Annotated in this window: 15 protein-coding genes; 6 read left to right on the top strand and 9 right to left on the bottom strand. The window is 60.0% G+C overall.

From position 1 onward, the window contains the following. Positions 1-8 precede the first annotated feature (8 nt). Positions 9-446 (bottom strand): hypothetical protein, encoded by a 438-nt coding sequence (locus ACZRMS_RS02650; protein WP_463994008.1) that lies wholly within the window; start codon positions 444-446, stop codon positions 9-11. A gap of 103 nt (positions 447-549) precedes the next feature. Here ACZRMS_RS02650 and ACZRMS_RS02645 point away from each other — a divergent pair, with 103 nt between their 5' ends. After that, positions 550-990: a universal stress protein gene (locus tag ACZRMS_RS02645; RefSeq protein ID WP_048358716.1), complete on the top strand. Its 441-nt coding sequence runs from the start codon at positions 550-552 to the stop codon at positions 988-990. Positions 991-1,066: 76 nt separating this feature from the next. Here ACZRMS_RS02645 and ACZRMS_RS02640 read toward each other — a convergent pair whose 3' ends face one another. Further along, a complete protein-coding gene (locus tag ACZRMS_RS02640) occupies positions 1,067-2,983 on the bottom strand; it encodes an ATP-binding cassette domain-containing protein (RefSeq protein WP_463994007.1) in 1,917 nt (638 codons plus the stop codon). Between the two features lie 215 nt (positions 2,984-3,198). Here ACZRMS_RS02640 and ACZRMS_RS02635 point away from each other — a divergent pair, with 215 nt between their 5' ends. Beyond that, positions 3,199-5,127: a transglycosylase SLT domain-containing protein gene (locus tag ACZRMS_RS02635; protein ID WP_463994006.1), complete on the top strand. Its 1,929-nt coding sequence runs from the start codon at positions 3,199-3,201 to the stop codon at positions 5,125-5,127. 162 nt (positions 5,128-5,289) lie between these two features. Here the strand turns inward: ACZRMS_RS02635 and ACZRMS_RS02630 are convergent, their stop codons facing one another. The 3 genes from ACZRMS_RS02630 to yegS all read right to left on the bottom strand — a co-directional run bounded on the left by ACZRMS_RS02630 (position 5,290) and on the right by yegS (position 8,091). After that, positions 5,290-6,096 carry an MOSC domain-containing protein gene (locus tag ACZRMS_RS02630; RefSeq protein WP_463994005.1) on the bottom strand — a complete coding sequence of 269 codons (807 nt, stop codon included), beginning with the start codon at positions 6,094-6,096 and terminating at the stop codon, positions 5,290-5,292. Between the two features lie 71 nt (positions 6,097-6,167). Continuing rightward, positions 6,168-7,103 (bottom strand): chemotaxis protein CheV, encoded by a 936-nt coding sequence (locus ACZRMS_RS02625; protein WP_463994004.1) that lies wholly within the window; start codon positions 7,101-7,103, stop codon positions 6,168-6,170. A gap of 94 nt (positions 7,104-7,197) precedes the next feature. After that, complete coding sequence (gene yegS / locus ACZRMS_RS02620) at positions 7,198-8,091, bottom strand: lipid kinase YegS (protein ID WP_463994003.1); 894 nt, start codon at positions 8,089-8,091, stop codon at positions 7,198-7,200. 158 nt (positions 8,092-8,249) lie between these two features. Between yegS and ACZRMS_RS02615 the strand changes: the two genes are divergently transcribed. After that, entirely contained in the window at positions 8,250-9,695 is a 1,446-nt protein-coding gene (locus tag ACZRMS_RS02615; protein ID WP_463994002.1) for a mannose-1-phosphate guanylyltransferase/mannose-6-phosphate isomerase, read from the top strand. A 129-nt stretch (positions 9,696-9,824) separates the two neighbouring features. Here the strand turns inward: ACZRMS_RS02615 and ACZRMS_RS02610 are convergent, their stop codons facing one another. Together ACZRMS_RS02610 and moaB are read right to left on the bottom strand one after the other, a co-directional pair. Then, positions 9,825-11,051 carry a molybdopterin molybdotransferase MoeA gene (locus ACZRMS_RS02610; RefSeq protein WP_463994001.1) on the bottom strand — a complete coding sequence of 409 codons (1,227 nt, stop codon included), beginning with the start codon at positions 11,049-11,051 and terminating at the stop codon, positions 9,825-9,827. Further along, positions 11,035-11,574 carry a molybdenum cofactor biosynthesis protein B gene (gene moaB, locus ACZRMS_RS02605; protein ID WP_463994000.1) on the bottom strand — a complete coding sequence of 180 codons (540 nt, stop codon included), beginning with the start codon at positions 11,572-11,574 and terminating at the stop codon, positions 11,035-11,037. Before moaB ends, ACZRMS_RS02610 begins: the two co-directional genes overlap by 17 nt. A 79-nt stretch (positions 11,575-11,653) precedes the next feature. Between moaB and mobA the strand changes: the two genes are divergently transcribed. Both mobA and ACZRMS_RS02595 read left to right on the top strand, forming a co-directional pair. Then, entirely contained in the window at positions 11,654-12,223 is a 570-nt protein-coding gene (gene mobA, locus ACZRMS_RS02600) for a molybdenum cofactor guanylyltransferase MobA (protein WP_463993999.1), read from the top strand. Positions 12,224-12,366: 143 nt separating this feature from the next. Beyond that, on the top strand, positions 12,367-12,588 hold the full coding sequence (locus tag ACZRMS_RS02595; protein ID WP_463993998.1) for a YgdI/YgdR family lipoprotein: 222 nt from the start codon (positions 12,367-12,369) through the stop codon (positions 12,586-12,588). A gap of 58 nt (positions 12,589-12,646) precedes the next feature. Here ACZRMS_RS02595 and ACZRMS_RS02590 read toward each other — a convergent pair whose 3' ends face one another. Both ACZRMS_RS02590 and ACZRMS_RS02585 read right to left on the bottom strand, forming a co-directional pair. Further along, on the bottom strand, positions 12,647-13,537 hold the full coding sequence (locus ACZRMS_RS02590) for a pseudouridine synthase (RefSeq protein WP_463993997.1): 891 nt from the start codon (positions 13,535-13,537) through the stop codon (positions 12,647-12,649). Positions 13,538-13,864: 327 nt separating this feature from the next. Further along, positions 13,865-14,101, bottom strand: coding sequence for a glutaredoxin family protein (locus ACZRMS_RS02585; RefSeq protein WP_463993996.1), 237 nt, complete (start codon positions 14,099-14,101; stop codon positions 13,865-13,867). Positions 14,102-14,310: 209 nt separating this feature from the next. Here ACZRMS_RS02585 and ACZRMS_RS02580 point away from each other — a divergent pair, with 209 nt between their 5' ends. After that, positions 14,311-16,044: a cation:proton antiporter gene (locus tag ACZRMS_RS02580; protein ID WP_463993995.1), complete on the top strand. Its 1,734-nt coding sequence runs from the start codon at positions 14,311-14,313 to the stop codon at positions 16,042-16,044. Positions 16,045-16,116 lie beyond the last annotated feature (72 nt).

Below are 16,116 nucleotides of genomic sequence, written 5' to 3'. Positions count from 1 at the left end.
CAAGGCTATTACGCCAGTGCCTTCAGCACTTCATCGATGGCTTTCAAGTTATCGACATCACCCTTCTCGCCCCACACCAGCACGATCATCTGCTTGTCGGCCTCTACCTTGTATACATTGGCGGGCAGCTTTTTGAACTGCGTCAGCAGGCGTTCATCCACACACTCTTCCTGCCAGCGGTTAAGCCATTTTCCCGGTGCCGATTGCCAATAGCCCCAAACATCAGGCTTAGTACTGCGGCGCGGGCGATGGTACTGCGCGCAGGAAGCAGGCGGCTGCGGCTCAAGCCAGTGCGGCCACTCCTGGGGAGCCAGCTGCATGGACAACCCCATGCGCCGCGCCTCCATACGCAGATTCATACGCCCACTCTGCCCCCGAGAAGGCCGCAACCACGCCAAGGGGCTCAGAACCAGTGCCAGGATTGACACCACTATCCATACCGTCATATCTGTACTCTCATAACTTGATAAACGAGTGACCCGGACTTGAACCAAGGCTCTGGAAAAGGGCCATACTCATAACTAATCGCCATCTACAGGAGCACCCCACATGCCCTACGAACATATTTTGGTCGCTGTCGACCTGACCGACGATTGTGACCCCGTGATCAACCGTGCCAGCGAAAGCGCCAAGGCCAACGGTGCCAAACTGTCACTGATCCATATCGTCGAACCGATGGCGATGGCGTTTGGCGGCGACGTCCCGATGGACCTCTCGCAATTGCAGCAGCAACAGTTCGATCAGGCCAAGGAACGCCTTGAGCGGCTGATCGCCAAATACCCGCAACTGCACAAGGATTACTGCCACCTTAACTACGGCCAGCCACGCCAGGAAATCCATGCCCTGGCCAAAGCGCAAAAATGCGACCTGATCGTGGTCGGCAGCCACGGCCGTCACGGCCTTGCACTGCTGCTGGGCTCCACCGCCAACGACGTGCTGCATGGCGCTCCATGCGACGTTCTGGCTGTCAGCCTGAAAAAATCTGACTAAGTTTATCTGCATGTAACAACAAAAAAGCCCGGCACCTTGTTAAAGGGCCGGGCTTTTCAGTTCAGCACGGTGTCAATCAGGCATCCAGCTCAGCCCAACGCTCAACCAGCTGCTCAAGCTCGGCTTGCAATGTTTCTAGCCTGGCAATGACTTCAGCCGTTTTGGCAGCGGGTAACTGATAGAAACCTGCATCAGCCATCTCTGCTTCAACCGCAGCAATTGCCTGCTCTTTCGCGTCGATATCTGCCGGCAACGATTCCAGCTCACGCTGCAATTTGTAGCTCAGCTTCTTTTTCGCGGCAGGAGCAGCCTGTGCAGCGACTGGAGCCGGTGCCGCCTCGACCACGGCAGAGTTCAAGTCGGCTTTGCCGGACTTGCTCTCGGTCACGCCCAGAAGGCGCGCAGAGCCGCCCTGACGCAGCCAGTCCTGATAACCGCCCACGTACTCGCGAACCTTGCCTTCGCCCTGGAAAACCAGAGTGCTGGTCACCACGTTGTCGAGGAATGCCCGGTCGTGGCTGACCATCAGCACGGTGCCCTTGAAGGTCAGCAAGACCTCTTCGAGCAGCTCCAGGGTTTCAACGTCCAGATCGTTGGTTGGCTCATCGAGCACCAGCAGGTTGGCTGGCTTGCTGAACAGCTTGGCCAGCAACAGACGTGCACGCTCACCACCCGACAGCGCCTTGACCGGCGTGCGGGCACGCTGAGGGCTGAACAGGAAGTCGCCCAGGTAGCTGAGCACATGGCGGCTCTGACCGTCGATATCGATAAAGTCGCGGCCTTCAGCCACGTTATCGATCACGGTTTTTTCCAGATCCAGCTGGTGACGCAACTGATCGAAGTAAGCTACGTCAATGCGCGTGCCCTCTTCAATCGTACCCTCGGTAGGGACCAGACCGCCCAGCATCAGTTTGAGCAGTGTGGTTTTACCGGTACCGTTAGCGCCCAGAAGACCGATACGGTCGCCGCGCTGCAGCACCATCGAGAAGTCCTTGATCAGGAACGGACCACCCGGGTGAGCAAAACTGACGTTTTCCAGCACCATCACTTGCTTGCCGGACTTGTCTGCCGTGTCCAGCTGGATGTTGGCCTTGCCGGTACGCTCGCGACGTTCGCTGCGCTCTACACGCAGTTCTTTCAGGGCGCGTACGCGGCCTTCGTTACGGGTACGGCGGGCCTTGATGCCCTGACGGATCCACACTTCTTCCTGGGCCAGACGCTTGTCGAACAGCGCGTTGGCGGTTTCTTCCGCGGCCAGGGTGGCTTCCTTGTGGACCAGGAAGCTGGCGTAGTCGCCGTTCCAGTCGATCAGGCCGCCACGGTCCAGTTCCAGAATCCGGGTGGCCAGATTTTGCAGGAATGAACGGTCGTGCGTGATGAACAGAACCGCGCCCTGGAAGTCCTTCAAGGCTTCTTCCAGCCACGCGATCGCGCCGATGTCCAGGTGGTTGGTCGGTTCGTCGAGCAGCAGCAGATCCGGTTCGGAAACCAGTGCTTGCGCCAACAGAACGCGACGACGCCAGCCGCCGGACAATTCGGCGAGAGTTTTATCCGCCGGCAATTGCAGACGGCTCAATGTGCTGTCTACCAATTGCTGCAAGCGCCAGCCATCACGGGCTTCGAGGTCTTGCTGGACGTGCATCAGCTTGTCCAGGTCGGCATCGGTCACGATGTTCTGGCTCAGGTGATGGTACTGGGCCAGCAACTCGCCAACACCGTCCAGGCCTTCAGCCACAACGTCGAACACGGTCCGTTCGTCGGCCACAGGCAACTCTTGCGGCAATTCGCCAATCTTGAGGCCGGGCGCGCGCCAAACAGAGCCGTCATCGGGTTTTTGATCACCTTTAACCAGCTTCATCATGCTGGATTTTCCGGTACCGTTGCGGCCGATGATGCACACCCGCTCTCCACGGGCGATCTGCCAGGACACCTTGTCCAACAACGGCATAGAGCCGAAAGCAAGGGACACATCGCTGAATTTGAGCAGGGTCATGAGCTTCTCCAAAAACTGGGCGCGCATTCTACCCGATTTGAGCCCTCAGGCGGCCGGGTATTTCTTGTACGGCGCCCACATCACTTCATTTAGTGCCAAGTTGCGCCGCTTGACCGGCAAGGCTTTCACGCACTACTGGCAAAAGGCTAAGCTACAGAATAATCAGCGCAGGCCTGCCCTGCGCCCGTCGCGTTTTTCATCTGTACGGAAGCCTCATGCGCAGTCGTCTCTTCAACTTTTTATCCTGCCTGCTTCTCACCAGTTGTGCCGTGCAAGCCGCCCATGGTGCAGACCTGACCCAACAACGCCAGCTCTACGACCAGGCCAAGCGCGCCCTGGCCAAAGGCGACTCCGGCCCTTATTTCCAGAACGCTGCAGCGCTGCGCTCCTATCCGTTAACGCCGTACCTGGCCTACGACGAGCTGACCGCACGACTGAAGTCCGCCAGCAACACCGAAATCGAGCAGTTCCTGGCCGAACACGGCGACCTGCCGCAAGCCAACTGGATGAAACTGCGCTGGTTACGCTGGCTGGCAGACCGTGGTGACTGGGCAACCTTCGCCAAGTACTACGACCCCAAGCTGAATTTCACCGAGCTTGACTGCCTCAATGGTCAATATGAGCTGCAACACAACCGCAAGGCCGAAGGCTATGCCAGCGCCCAAAAACTGTGGCTGATCGGCAAGGCTCAGCCAGCCGCCTGCGACGCACTGTTCAGCCAGTGGGCCGCCGAAGGCCAGCTGACCGAGCAAAAGCGCTGGCAGCGGGTCAAGCTCGCGGCCGAGGCACGCAACTACGCCCTGGCCACGTCACTGGCCAGCGGGCTGAACACTCTGGGCCCGCAAGCCCGACTGATGATCGACGTAGCACAAAAGCCCGACATGCTGAGCCAGCCTTCGCGCTTTGCCCCGGCCAGCGAAGCCATGTCTGATGCCGTGGGCCTGGGCCTGCGCCGCCTGGCACGCCAGGACCCGGAAAAAGCCGCGTCCCTGCTCGATACCTACGCCACCAACATGCATTTCTCGCGCGACGAAAAAGTCGCCATCGCCCGGGAAATCGGCTTGACGTTCGCCCGCCGCTACGACAGCCGCGGCCTGGACATCATGACCAAGTACGACCCCGAGCTGCGGGACAATACCGTCACCGAATGGCGTCTGCGCCTGCTGCTGCGCCTGGGCCGCTGGGAAGACGCTTATCAGCTGACCCGAAAACTCCCACAAGACCTGGCCACTACCAGCCGCTGGCGCTACTGGCAGGCCCGCAGCCTTGAGCTGGCCGAGCCGAAGAACCCGCAAGCACTGGTGCTGTTCAAAAAAGTCGCCAACGAGCGTGATTTTTATGGATTCCTGGCAGCTGACCGCGCTCAATCGCCCTACCAGCTCAACAACAAGCCGCTGATGCTCAGCCCGCAACTGATCAAAAAAGTGCGCAACACCCCGGGTGTACAGCGCGCACTGGAGTTCCATGATCGCGGGCAAATCGTTGACGGCCGCCGTGAGTGGTACTACGTCAGCCGCCTGTTCAACCGCGATGAAATGGTCGCCCAGGCCAAACTGGCCTACGACTTGAAGTGGTATTTCCCGGCTATTCGTACCATCAGTCAGGCGCAGTACTGGGATGACCTGGACATTCGCTTCCCGATGGCCCACCGCGACACGCTGGTGCGTGAAGCCAAGGTTCGCGGCCTGCACTCCAGTTGGGTTTTCGCCATTACCCGTCAGGAAAGCGCCTTCATGGATGACGCCCGCTCCGGCGTGGGCGCCAGCGGCTTGATGCAACTGATGCCAGCTACCGCCAAAGAGACCGCGCGAAAATTCAATATTCCGCTGGCCTCCCCCCAGCAAGTGCTAAACCCGGACAAGAATATCCAGCTGGGCGCTGCCTACCTGAGCCAGGTACATGGCCAGTTCAACGGCAACCGGGTACTGGCTTCAGCGGCTTACAACGCAGGGCCAGGCCGCGTGCGCCAGTGGCTCAAAGGCGCCAGCCATCTGGGCTTCGACGTCTGGATCGAAAGCATCCCGTTTGACGAAACCCGCCAGTACGTACAGAACGTGCTGTCTTATTCAGTGATCTACGGGCAAAAGCTCAATATCCCACAACCCGTGGTGGACTGGCATGAGCGGTATTTTGATGACCAGTAACTGATGCCCACCCGCACACCGGAAGGTGTGCGGGGAATCAAATCCTGTGAACAAAAAACCCTGTGGGAGCCGGGCTTGCCCGCGATGGCCTCAATGCAGACTGCATGAGAGACCGCGTCGCTTGAATCGCGAGCAAGCCCGCTCCCACAGGGTTTGGTAGCGTTATTCCAGAACCGTTACCGCCATCCCGACTTCCAGAACACCATTGCCGTCATTCACCAGGTTCTGACCGAACATGGTGCCTTCTTCCTGTTTGCGATAGGTCATCAGGGTCGCCAGCGGCTCGCGGGCTTCATCACGCACGCCGGTCTGCGGATCGACAGTGGTCAGGATGCAACGCGAGCAAGACTTGACCACGCGAAACTCGACGTCGCCGATGCGGATACGCTTCCAGCCGTCTTCTGCGAATGCTTCGCTACCCTCAATCACCAGGTTGGGCCGAAAGCGCAACATGTCCAGAGGTCGCCCGACCTTGTGTGAAATATCATCCAGAGACGCCTGACCAATCAGCAAGAGCGGATAGCCATCGGCAAAAGCCACTTTGTCATCATCACGGCCATAACCCGACTCAGTGGTACGTGCGCGCTCAAGGGGAACATGCACCAGCCGTACCGGCTTTTCGACAAAGCGGCTTAGCCAGTCGGCGGCGGCATCACCGGCGTCGGGCACCCGCAGGGTGTCGCGCCAGATGGTCACGCCGCGCAGATCGGTATCAACGTCCGGCACGGCCACGTCCAGCGTCTCAAAACCCTGGGCATTCAGGGTCAAGCCGCCGGCAGCGTTCCACAGAGCCGACAGCTGGCTCATTTTTGGATCGGCACGCTGGGTCAGGAAGCGCCCGCTCGCCTCGTCCACCAGCATCCAGCGTCGATCACCGACCAGGCCCAACTTGTCCAGTCGGGCCTGGGGCAGGCTCTCGCCCTTGCCGGATTTCAATGGAAAACGATAAAGCGCGCTCAGACGCAGCATGACTCAGGCTCCCTGCTGGGTAAAAAAAGCCACAGTATACGAGCCAATCACGGATGCAAAGATGCGCGACTTCACGCAGACACTTGGTCCAGCATCAGACGCTGGCGAACAACATCCACCAGTTTGTCCGGCTGAAACTTGGACAGGAAATTGTCGCAACCGACCTTTTTCACCATCGACTCATTGAAGCTGCCGGACAGCGAAGTGTGTAACACCACATACAGACCGCGCAGACGCGGGTCGTTGCGAATCTCGGTGGTCAGGCGGTAACCGTCCATTTCCGGCATTTCAGCGTCGGTGAAAATCATCAGCAACTTGTCGGTCATGACCTGACCAGTGTCGGCCCAACCCTTGAGCATGTTCAGTGCCTTGAGGCCATCGCTGGCGATGTGCATTTTGACCCCCAGTTGCGAAAGCGTTTCGCGCAGCTGCGCCAAGGCTACGCTGGAGTCGTCCACCAGCAGCACCTCACGCCCCCGGACCTGCTCAAAGATCGGGTCGGCCAGTTTCTCGCGCGAGACTTTGGCGTTGTAGGGCACGATCTCGGCCAGGACCTTTTCCACGTCGATGATTTCGACCAGTTGTTCATCAACCTTGCTGATGGCGGTCAGGTAATGCTGGCGCCCTGCACTTCCCGGCGGCGGCAGAATGGCTTCCCAGTTCATATTGACGATGCGGTCCACACCGCCCACCAAAAACGCCTGCACCGAGCGGTTGTACTCGGTAACGATAATTGTACTGTCGGGCCCCGGCACCAGGGCCCGCATGCCTATCGCCCGGGACAGGTCGATCACCGGCAAGGTTTTACCGCGCAGGTTCACCACGCCACACACATGGGGATGGCGGTGCGGCATGAGGGTCAATTTCGGTAGCTGCAGGACTTCCTGGACCTTGAACACGTTGATCGCGAACAACTGCCGACCGGCCAGGCGAAACATTAGAAGTTCCAGCCGGTTTTCACCGACCAACTGGGTTCGCTGGTCTACCGTGTCGAGAATGCCGGCCATGAATAACTCCTGAGCGTGGGGGGCTTGATGCCTGAAGCTATCGGCCGGCTTTCCGGGAGCTTGATATCGCAAAGCCATCAACCACCCCCTGCGTCTACCGCCCCAGCAAGGGTGAGCCCTCTGGCAAGTGAACCTTCAGGGCGCCCTTGCGTACCGTAAAGCGCATGTCGTCGCCTTCCAGAGGCTCGCCATCCAGGTTCATGGAAAGCCCCTCGGCTGCCTTGATTTCAACCCAGGGCAAGCGCGCCCGGACAAACAGGTTATCCAGGCCCCAACCGTCTGTCATAAGGCTTTTCAGGGTGCCAATGACTTCCTGGGGGGCAGGCAAAATGCTGATATCCAGCAAACCGTCATCCGCCAGCGCCTCGGGGCACAGCTCATGCCCGCCGCCCGCCTGGCGACCATTGCCAATCCCCAGCGCCAGCAACTGGCCTTTCCAGTGAAAGTCCGGCCCCTGCAACTCGGCGTAGGCCGCGTGCAGCTCACTGAACCGTGACAACCCGGTAAACAGGTAGGCGGCACCGCCCAGCACCTTTTTCAGGTCTTCGGACGTATTGGCCGTGACCTGGCTGCCGAAGCCCCCTGTGGCCATGTTCAAGAACAACTGTCCTGCGACCTCCCCCAGATCAATCGCCCGGGCAGGCACATCCAGCAGGGCCAGGGCTTCACGGGGCTCGAGCGCAACTCCGGCAGCCCGGGCAAAGTCATTGGCGGTGCCCAGCGGCAACAGCACCAGGCTGGCCTCGGTATCGGCCAGCGCCATGGCCTCACAAACATCACGCAACGTGCCATCGCCACCGCCCGCAATCAGGCGGGTGTGGCCCGCATCCAGCGCCTCGCGCACCAGACGCTGGGCATCCCCGGCCTCCCATGTAAGGCGCACCGTCAGCTCCCACCCGTCGGCACGCCGCTGCTCAACGGCCGCCCGCACCTCTTCGTTGAGCGCTTGCTTGCCATGCAAAATCAAAAACGCCTTTCCTGCACTCATGTTGCATCCCTCGACATAAACGGTCTGATGGCTTGGACAACAGCCAGACAAAAAAGGCCCATGCACCTGCGATTTAACGTTCACGACTCGATCAAAGCCGCAGAACCCGTCAGACTTCAGCACCTGACAGCTGTCCATTGATTCTAGAGACGTTCTGAATGAGCACACTCGTTCCCTGCATCATCGCCGGTGGCGCTGGCACCCGGCTATGGCCAGTGTCGCGTGAGGCCCTGCCCAAGCCCTTTATGTGCCTGCCCGATGGCGAAAGCCTGCTGCAAAAGACCTTTCGCCGCGCCATCGGCCTGGAGGACGTCGGCCAGCTGCTGACCGTGACCAATCGTGATGTGTTCTTCCGCACGCTGGACGAATACCGCCCCATGAATAGCTGCGCGGTCGAGCTGGACTTCATTCTTGAACCCTTCGGGCGCAACACCGCACCGGCCATCGCCGCTGCCGCCCTGCACGTGGCACGACGTTATGGCGAAGATGCGCAACTGCTGGTACTGCCCGCCGACCACCTGATCACCGACATTGCAGCCTTTGCCAGCGCCGTGGGCAGCGCCCGGGAACTGGCTGACCAGGGCTGGCTGGTGACCTTCGGCCTTCTGCCAACCCGGGCTGAAACCGGTTTTGGCTATATCGAAAAAGGCCAGGCGTTGGGCAGTAGCGGGTTTACCGTCGCGCAGTTCGTGGAAAAACCCGATACCCAAACGGCCCGGCACTACCTGGACGGTGGCCGGCACCTGTGGAACAGCGGCATGTTCTGCATGCGCGCCGACAGCGTGCTGGCCGAGTTCAAAAAACATGCACCCCAGGTGCTGGACGCCGTGACTCACTGCCTTGAACACAGCCAGACGTTTGAGGGCAAGCAGCAGCGTCATCTCGAGCTGGACAGCGAGTGCTTTGCCCGGGTGGCCGACATTTCCATCGATTACGCACTGATGGAGCACTCGCAGAAGGTCGCCGTGGTGCCCTGCCAGCTGGGCTGGAGCGATATTGGCTCATGGGAGGCGGTACGCCAGTTGAGCCCGGCAGACGCCAATGGCAACCAGTGCAACGGCGAAAATGTGCTGCACGATGTGCATAACTGCTACATCGACTCGCCCAAACGTCTGGTGGGCGGGGTGGGCCTCAATGACCTGATCATTATCGACACGGCGGACGCACTGCTCGTGGCCGACGCCAGGCGCAGCCAGGACGTCGGGCATATCGCCCGGGCGCTCAAACTCCAGGGCCACGACGCTTATCGCCTGCACCGTACCGTGACTCGCCCGTGGGGTACTTACACCGTGCTCGAAGAAGGCCCGGGGTTCAAAATCAAGCGCATCGTGGTCAAGCCTCAGGCCGCGTTGTCCTTGCAGGTCCATCAGCACCGCAGCGAACACTGGATCGTGGTCAGCGGCACGGCACAAGTGACCAATGGCGAACTCGATTTCGCCCTCGCCACCAACGAGTCCACCTTTATAAAACCCGGCAGCCCCCACCGCCTGAGCAACGACGGGCAGGTTGATCTGGTGATGATTGAAGTGCAAAGCGGCGAGTACGTGGGTGAAGACGACATCGTGCGCCTGAACGACAGGTACGGCCGCGCGCCTGTGGCATAAAGCCTTTGGAACAAGGCACAAAACTTGTGGGCGCCGGCCTTGCCCGCGATGGCATCGCTGCGGTGTCAGTGAAACACCGAGGTGCCTGCATCGCGATGCAAGCACGCTCCCACAGATGGTCCGACACTTTTAACCCAGCACTTCACTCAACGGGATAAACCCCACCCAGTCGCCCTCAACCAGCGTGCGATCTTCGAGCACTTCCACCAGCCCTTCGGCCCAGGCGGCGCTGCGCAAGACACCCGAACTCTGGTTTTTGTAAATCACCGCACGGCCTTGCTCCAAGCGGGCGCGCAGGTATTCGCGGCGATTGCCCGGCTTGGGCCAGACGAACCCGGCAGGCACCTGGAATTTCAGTGGTTCGACGGCTTGTACACCCTGAAGGCGCAGCAGGTAAGGTCGTGCAAGCAGCGCGAAAGTCACCAGGGTCGACGCCGGATTGCCCGGCAAGCCAATCACCGGCACACCACGAAAATGCCCGCAGGTCAGGGGTTTGCCCGGCTTGATTGCCAGTTTCCACAAGGCCAGCTCGCCTTCTTCGCGCAACGCAATGCCCAGAAAATCCGCCTCGCCCACAGACACGCCACCCGTGGACAAAATCAGGTCAACTGCCCCCAGCTCACCCAGGCGCTGACGGGTCGCAGGCAAGTCATCGGGCAAAATACCCGCGTCCACGACCTCGCAGCCCAGACGGTTCAACCAGCTGCAGAGCAACACGCGGTTGCTGTTGTAGATTTGCCCCGGCCCCAGCGGCTGCCCCGGCTCGACCAACTCGTCGCCCGTCGACAACACCGCCACCTTGACCCGCCGGACCACTTGCAGCCCGGCACAGCCCAAGGAGGCTGCCAGCCCCTGCTCGATCGGCCCCAAGCGGGTACCCGCCGGCAGGACAACTTCGCCAACAGTGGTTTCCTGCCCTTGAGGACGAATATTCTGACCTGCATGCAAGGCTTCGGTAAAAATGACTCGGCCGTCAGCCTGAACCTGGACGTTCTCCTGCATTTCGACGCAGTCCGCACCCGCCGGTACCGGCGCGCCAGTGAAGATCCGCGCACAAGTGCCCGGGACCAAAGGCTCGGGGGCGGCGCCAGCAAAAATGCGCTGGCTGACCGTTAACGGCTCGCCAGACCAGTCGGCCACGTTCAGCGCATAGCCGTCCATGGCACTGTTGGGCCATGGCGGCAGGTCAAAACCAGAAACCAGGTCATGGGCCAACACCCGGCCTTCACTCGCGGCCAGGAGCACCGTCTCGGCGCCCTGGATCGGAGCAGCTTCAGCCAGCGCCAGCAGACGCGCCAACGCCACTTCAACCGGCATCAACTCGCCCGTACGACCCGGCTTACCCACGGGTTTCACAGGCCGCTACCTGCTTCAGATGGGCGACGAAATTGCACGGGCGATGACGCGAATCCAGCTGCTCGGCCAAAATCCCGTCCCAGCCGGTACGTACCGCGTTGGTCGAACCCGGCAGGCAGCACACCAGCGTACCGTTGGCCAAACCGGCCAGGGCCCGGGACTGCACGGTCGAAGTGCCAATATCGGCCACCGAGATCTGACGGAACAGCTCGCCAAAACCATCAACCTGTTTATCCAGCAAGCAACTCACTGCTTCAGGCGTGCTGTCGCGTGCGGTAAACCCGGTGCCACCGGTAATCAGCACCACTTGCACTTCGTCATCGGCAATCCAGTTCGCGACCTGGGCGCGGATTTTGTAGAGATCATCCTTGAGCAGTACCCGTGCGGCCAGGTTGTGCCCGGCAACATTCAGGCGGTCGACAAAGACCTGGCCCGAGGTGTCGGTTTCCAGGGTGCGGGTGTCACTGACGGTCAACACGGCGATGTTCAAAGGTACGAAAGGTGCATCAACCTTGGCTTTCATAGACGAGGTCCAGTTGTCGAAGAAACAGCCCGGTGTTATATCACAGCCCTACTTTTAGCTGGTTGCACGGAGCCCCCCTATGAGCGTGTTTCAATGTTCCGTTGTGCTGCTGGCGGGTGGGCGCGGCCAGCGCATGGGCGGTCAGGACAAAGGTCTGGTGATATGGAAGGGCCAACCGCTGATCGAGTTCGCACAGCGCGTTGTGCGCCCCCTGACAGATGACCTGATCATTTCGTGCAATCGCAACCGCGAACACTACGCACGCTATGCCGACCGGCTGGTCAATGATGGCAATGAAGATTTTGACGGGCCTGTGGCGGGCATCCGCGCCGGGCTGGCGGCAGCCCGGCACTCTCACCTGCTGGTATTGCCCTGTGATGTGCCCAATATCGACAGCGACTTGCTCGACGCCCTGCTTGGCACCGCCCGCGAACACCCCGGGCAGCCGGTGATGGTGCGCCACGGCGAGCATTGGGAACCGCTGCTGTGCGTGATCCCGACCGCCCTGGCCCCGGCATTCGAAGCGGCTTGGCAGGCGGGCGAGCGCAGCCCGCGCAAAATCATGCTCCAGCTCAATGCTCGGGCCTGGCAATGCGCAGAGAATGACCCGCGACTGAGCAATTTCAATACACCGGACTTGCTGAAATAATCTGCCCCTGCACCACGCGGACTATCATCGCGGTCGCAATGAAACAGGAACAGCCCCTGGCACTAGCCATGGAACTTGCAGGCGATGTATACGTCTCAGGGACAGTAATCAATAAAAGCACATTCATTTGTTGGAGAAACACCATGACTCATCGGACTCTCGCAGCCCTAATGCTCGCTGCTGGCCTGGCCGCCCTTGCCGGTTGCTCGTCGCCATCCGTGATCACGCTCAACGACGGCCGTGAAATCCAGACAGTCGACTCACCCAAGTACGATGACGACTCGGGCTTCTACCAGTTCAAACAATTGGACGGCAAAGATACCCGCATCAACAAAGACCAGATTCGTACCGTGAAAGAGCTGTAAGCCTCAATTCAAGCGTCAGCACAAAACCCGCCTTGCGCGGGTTTTGTTGTTTATGCGCTTACCAGTCCAGATGAAGCCGGCTTTCAAAGTACCGTTCTTCGCCAGTCAGCGGATCGACAAAACGCAAGCTCCGGGCCAGCAGCTTTAGAGGGTTGGCATAGTCATCGACGGCGTCCTTGATCACGTCGGGATAGAACGGGTCATTGCAAATCCCCGCCCCCAGCGCCGCCATGTGGACTCGCAGCTGATGCTTTTTGCCCGTCACGGGGTACAGCGCGTAACGCCACAGATCACCGTTTTTCTCACACACATCGACCAGGGTTTCAGTGTTGCTGGCCCCCGGCCCTTCTTGCATGCGAAAAAACGGTTCGCCCTCCACCAAACGGCTTTTGTGCACCCGCGGCAGCTCCAGATCCGGCAAGGCCCGAGCAATGGCTTCGTAGCGTTTGTCGATCTTTCGCGTGGGGAATAACGACTGATACGCAGAACGACTGTCCGGGTTGGCAGAGAACAGCACCAGGCCTGCCGTGTGGCGATCGATCCTGTGCAGCGGCACCAGGTGCGGGTTATCCAGGGTCCGGATCAGGCGCCGCAACAGCGTTTGCTCAACGTACTCGCCCGCCGGGGTCACCGGCAGGAAGTGCGGTTTGTCCGCCACCACCAGATGCTCATCCGCATACAGGATGGTCTCCTGCACCGGGATCGGCGTTTCGTTGGGCACTTCACGAAAGTAGTGAATGCGCAGGCCTTCCTTGTACGCCAGCTGCAGGCTGATCGGAACGCCATTCGCATCCAGCACCCGGCCACGGGCGATGCGGTCGAGCCACTGTTCGCGGCTGATGGCGCGAAAGTGCTCACACAGACAATCGAGCACCGTCAGCCACGTGCCCGGCGGCAGGTACAAAGTGCTGGCTTGATGCTCGGCGGCGTTAAAAGGCTGGGGCGACATAGAAAACTCGGGGGATAAAGGCAGCCGCCGATTATCGCGCAAAGGCATAGGGTCTGTTGGCGTTTTGTTGTGAGCCGCGTCGCTGGGTCAAATTTTGCCAGGCAAAGCGAAGGGCGAAGGGCGAAGGGAATGGTTGTTCCATTCTCAAGCCCAGCAACGCAGCCTGGCGAAATTTGACACGCGACCCGAAGGGCCGATAGCCCATGTGGCGCAGGGCGGCGTTGCTCGCAGCTTATTTAGAACAACTAAACCACGCTGCTCGCGCCTTGCCCTGCACCACATGGACTATCGGCGCGACCACAACGAAACGTCAACAGACCCTAGGGTTTATCCGAGAAAGTTCACCACCTGCTCAGTATCAAACGGCCAGTCCAGTTCCGCGCCCGTATCGACACGGCGCAGTGCGGGAATACGCAAACCGTAGGTTTCAAACATCGATTCGCTGTCGGCAATATCGACCAGCTCAACCATCAGCCCATGCTCGACCAGCGGCATCAGAACCGCCTCGGCCAATTCACACAGGTGGCAACCCAGGGTGCCGAACAGTTGACATTCGGGAGGCATGATTAACGACCTAAGTAATAAAGTGTTCATCTTAAGAGCCTTGCCCCGTGACGTCGACCCGCAGCGGGCACCGCCAGTCAATTGCGCAAACCTGAATTCAATCGCTCTATTGCGCTGCTTGCGACTACGCTTGACCCACATCAGCGACCGCGCGTCACAAATGCCGGATGCTCGCGACTTTTTCACTTGATCTGACCAGGAAGACTTTTGTGTTTGCCAATTTGTTAATCATCCTTGCCTCGTCATTGGTGGTAATCGCTCTGTTCCGGCGCCTGAAATTACCGCCGGTGCTGGGCTATTTGTGTGTCGGCCTGCTGGTGGGCCCGACCGCCCTGGACTGGATCAACGACAGCCCGAACCTGCCTGACCTTGCTGAACTGGGGGTCGTATTCTTGCTGTTTTCCCTGGGGCTGGAATTCTCGCTGCCCAAGATGCTCAAGCTGCGCCGGGTGGTGTTTGGCCTCGGAAGCCTGCAGGTGCTGGGCTGTGGCGCCGCACTGGGCGGTTTGCTGTATGCATTCGGGATGAGCGCCAACGGCGCATTCTTGCTCGGTGCGGGGCTTGCCCTGTCGTCCACCGCGATCGTCAGCAAAGAGCTCACCAGCCTGGGTGAGATCTTCAGCCGACACGGCCAGAACGCCATCGGCGTGCTGCTCTTCCAGGACGTTGTCGCGGTGCTGTTGCTCACCCTGGTGCCAGTGTTCTCAGGCACCAGCGATCAGGCCTGGTACTGGGCCTTGCCGATCACCCTGGGCAAGACGGTCATCCTGTTTTTCGGGCTGCTGTTTGCCAGCCGTTTCCTGCTGCCACGCCTGTTCCACGAAGTGGCCGCGTCACGCTCCGCCGAGCTGTTCGTTCTGCTGGCCCTGGTGATCGTACTGCTCACCGCCTGGCTTACCCATCTGCTCGGCCTGTCGCCCGCGCTGGGCGCCTTTTTGGCGGGGATGCTGCTGGGTGAGAGCCACTACCGGCACCAGATCGAGGCTGATATCCGGCCATTCCGCGACATCCTGCTGGGCCTGTTTTTCGTCAGCATCGGCATGCTGATTGACCTCCAGCTGTTCGTTCACGATGGCTTCCTGATTCTGGGCCTGACCCTGGCCCTGATGTTGATCAAAGGCGCCATCGTCGCGCTCCTGGTCAAACTGCGCGGCAGCGACGGTGAAACCGCCTGGCGCAGCGGTCTGGCCCTGGCCCAGGGCGGGGAATTCTGCTTTGCCCTGATGGCGCAAATGCAGCTCAACTCGTTGATCCCGCCTGAAATGGCCGGTTACCTGCTGGCGGCCACCTTTTGTTCGATGGTGCTGACACCCCTGCTGTTGCGGGCCGCGCCGAAAATCGCCGCGAGCCTGCACCGCCAGTCATATGAAGAGGCCGAACTGGAAGAAATCACCGCACAAAATGCCGAATTGCATGGCCACGTGGTGATGTGTGGCTATGGCCGCGTCGGCCAGTCCATCGGCCGTTTTCTGCGCCACGAAAATAAAGAATTTGTCGCCCTGGACTATGACCCCGACCGCATCCAGGAAGCGCCAAAAGAGGAGAACAACGTGCATTACGGTGACGCCCGCCGCGGTGATTTGCTGCGCGCCGTCGGCCTGGATCGTGCGCGACTGCTGGTGATTGCAGTAGACAACACCGAAGTCGCCATGCGGGTGCTAGAAGAGGCACGTCTGATTACCATCGAGGTTCCCATCCTGGTCAGAACCCGCGATGACAGCCAGCTCGCAGAGCTCAAGGCCGCGGGTGCGACAGAAGTGGTGCCCGAACTGCTGGAGTCGAGCCTCATGCTCGCTTCACACGCGCTGATCATGCTTGGGCTGCCAGACAAACTCGTGCAACGCCGGGTGGATGAAGTGCGCCATGATCGCTATCACTTGCTCGAAGGCTGCTTTGAGACTGAAGATCCGCGTGATGCATCAACCTCCCGCGAAAGCGATTGAGTTAAGGTAAGGTTTTATACCTGTTGGCTACGGATACCTCTGAGACCTGTAGCCAACCTGCTCAAGCAATGT

The organism is Pseudomonas sp. B424 (assembly GCF_055408345.1).
Note: the sequence above shows the minus strand (reverse complement) of the source record. Positions and strands in the feature narration are given on the sequence as shown.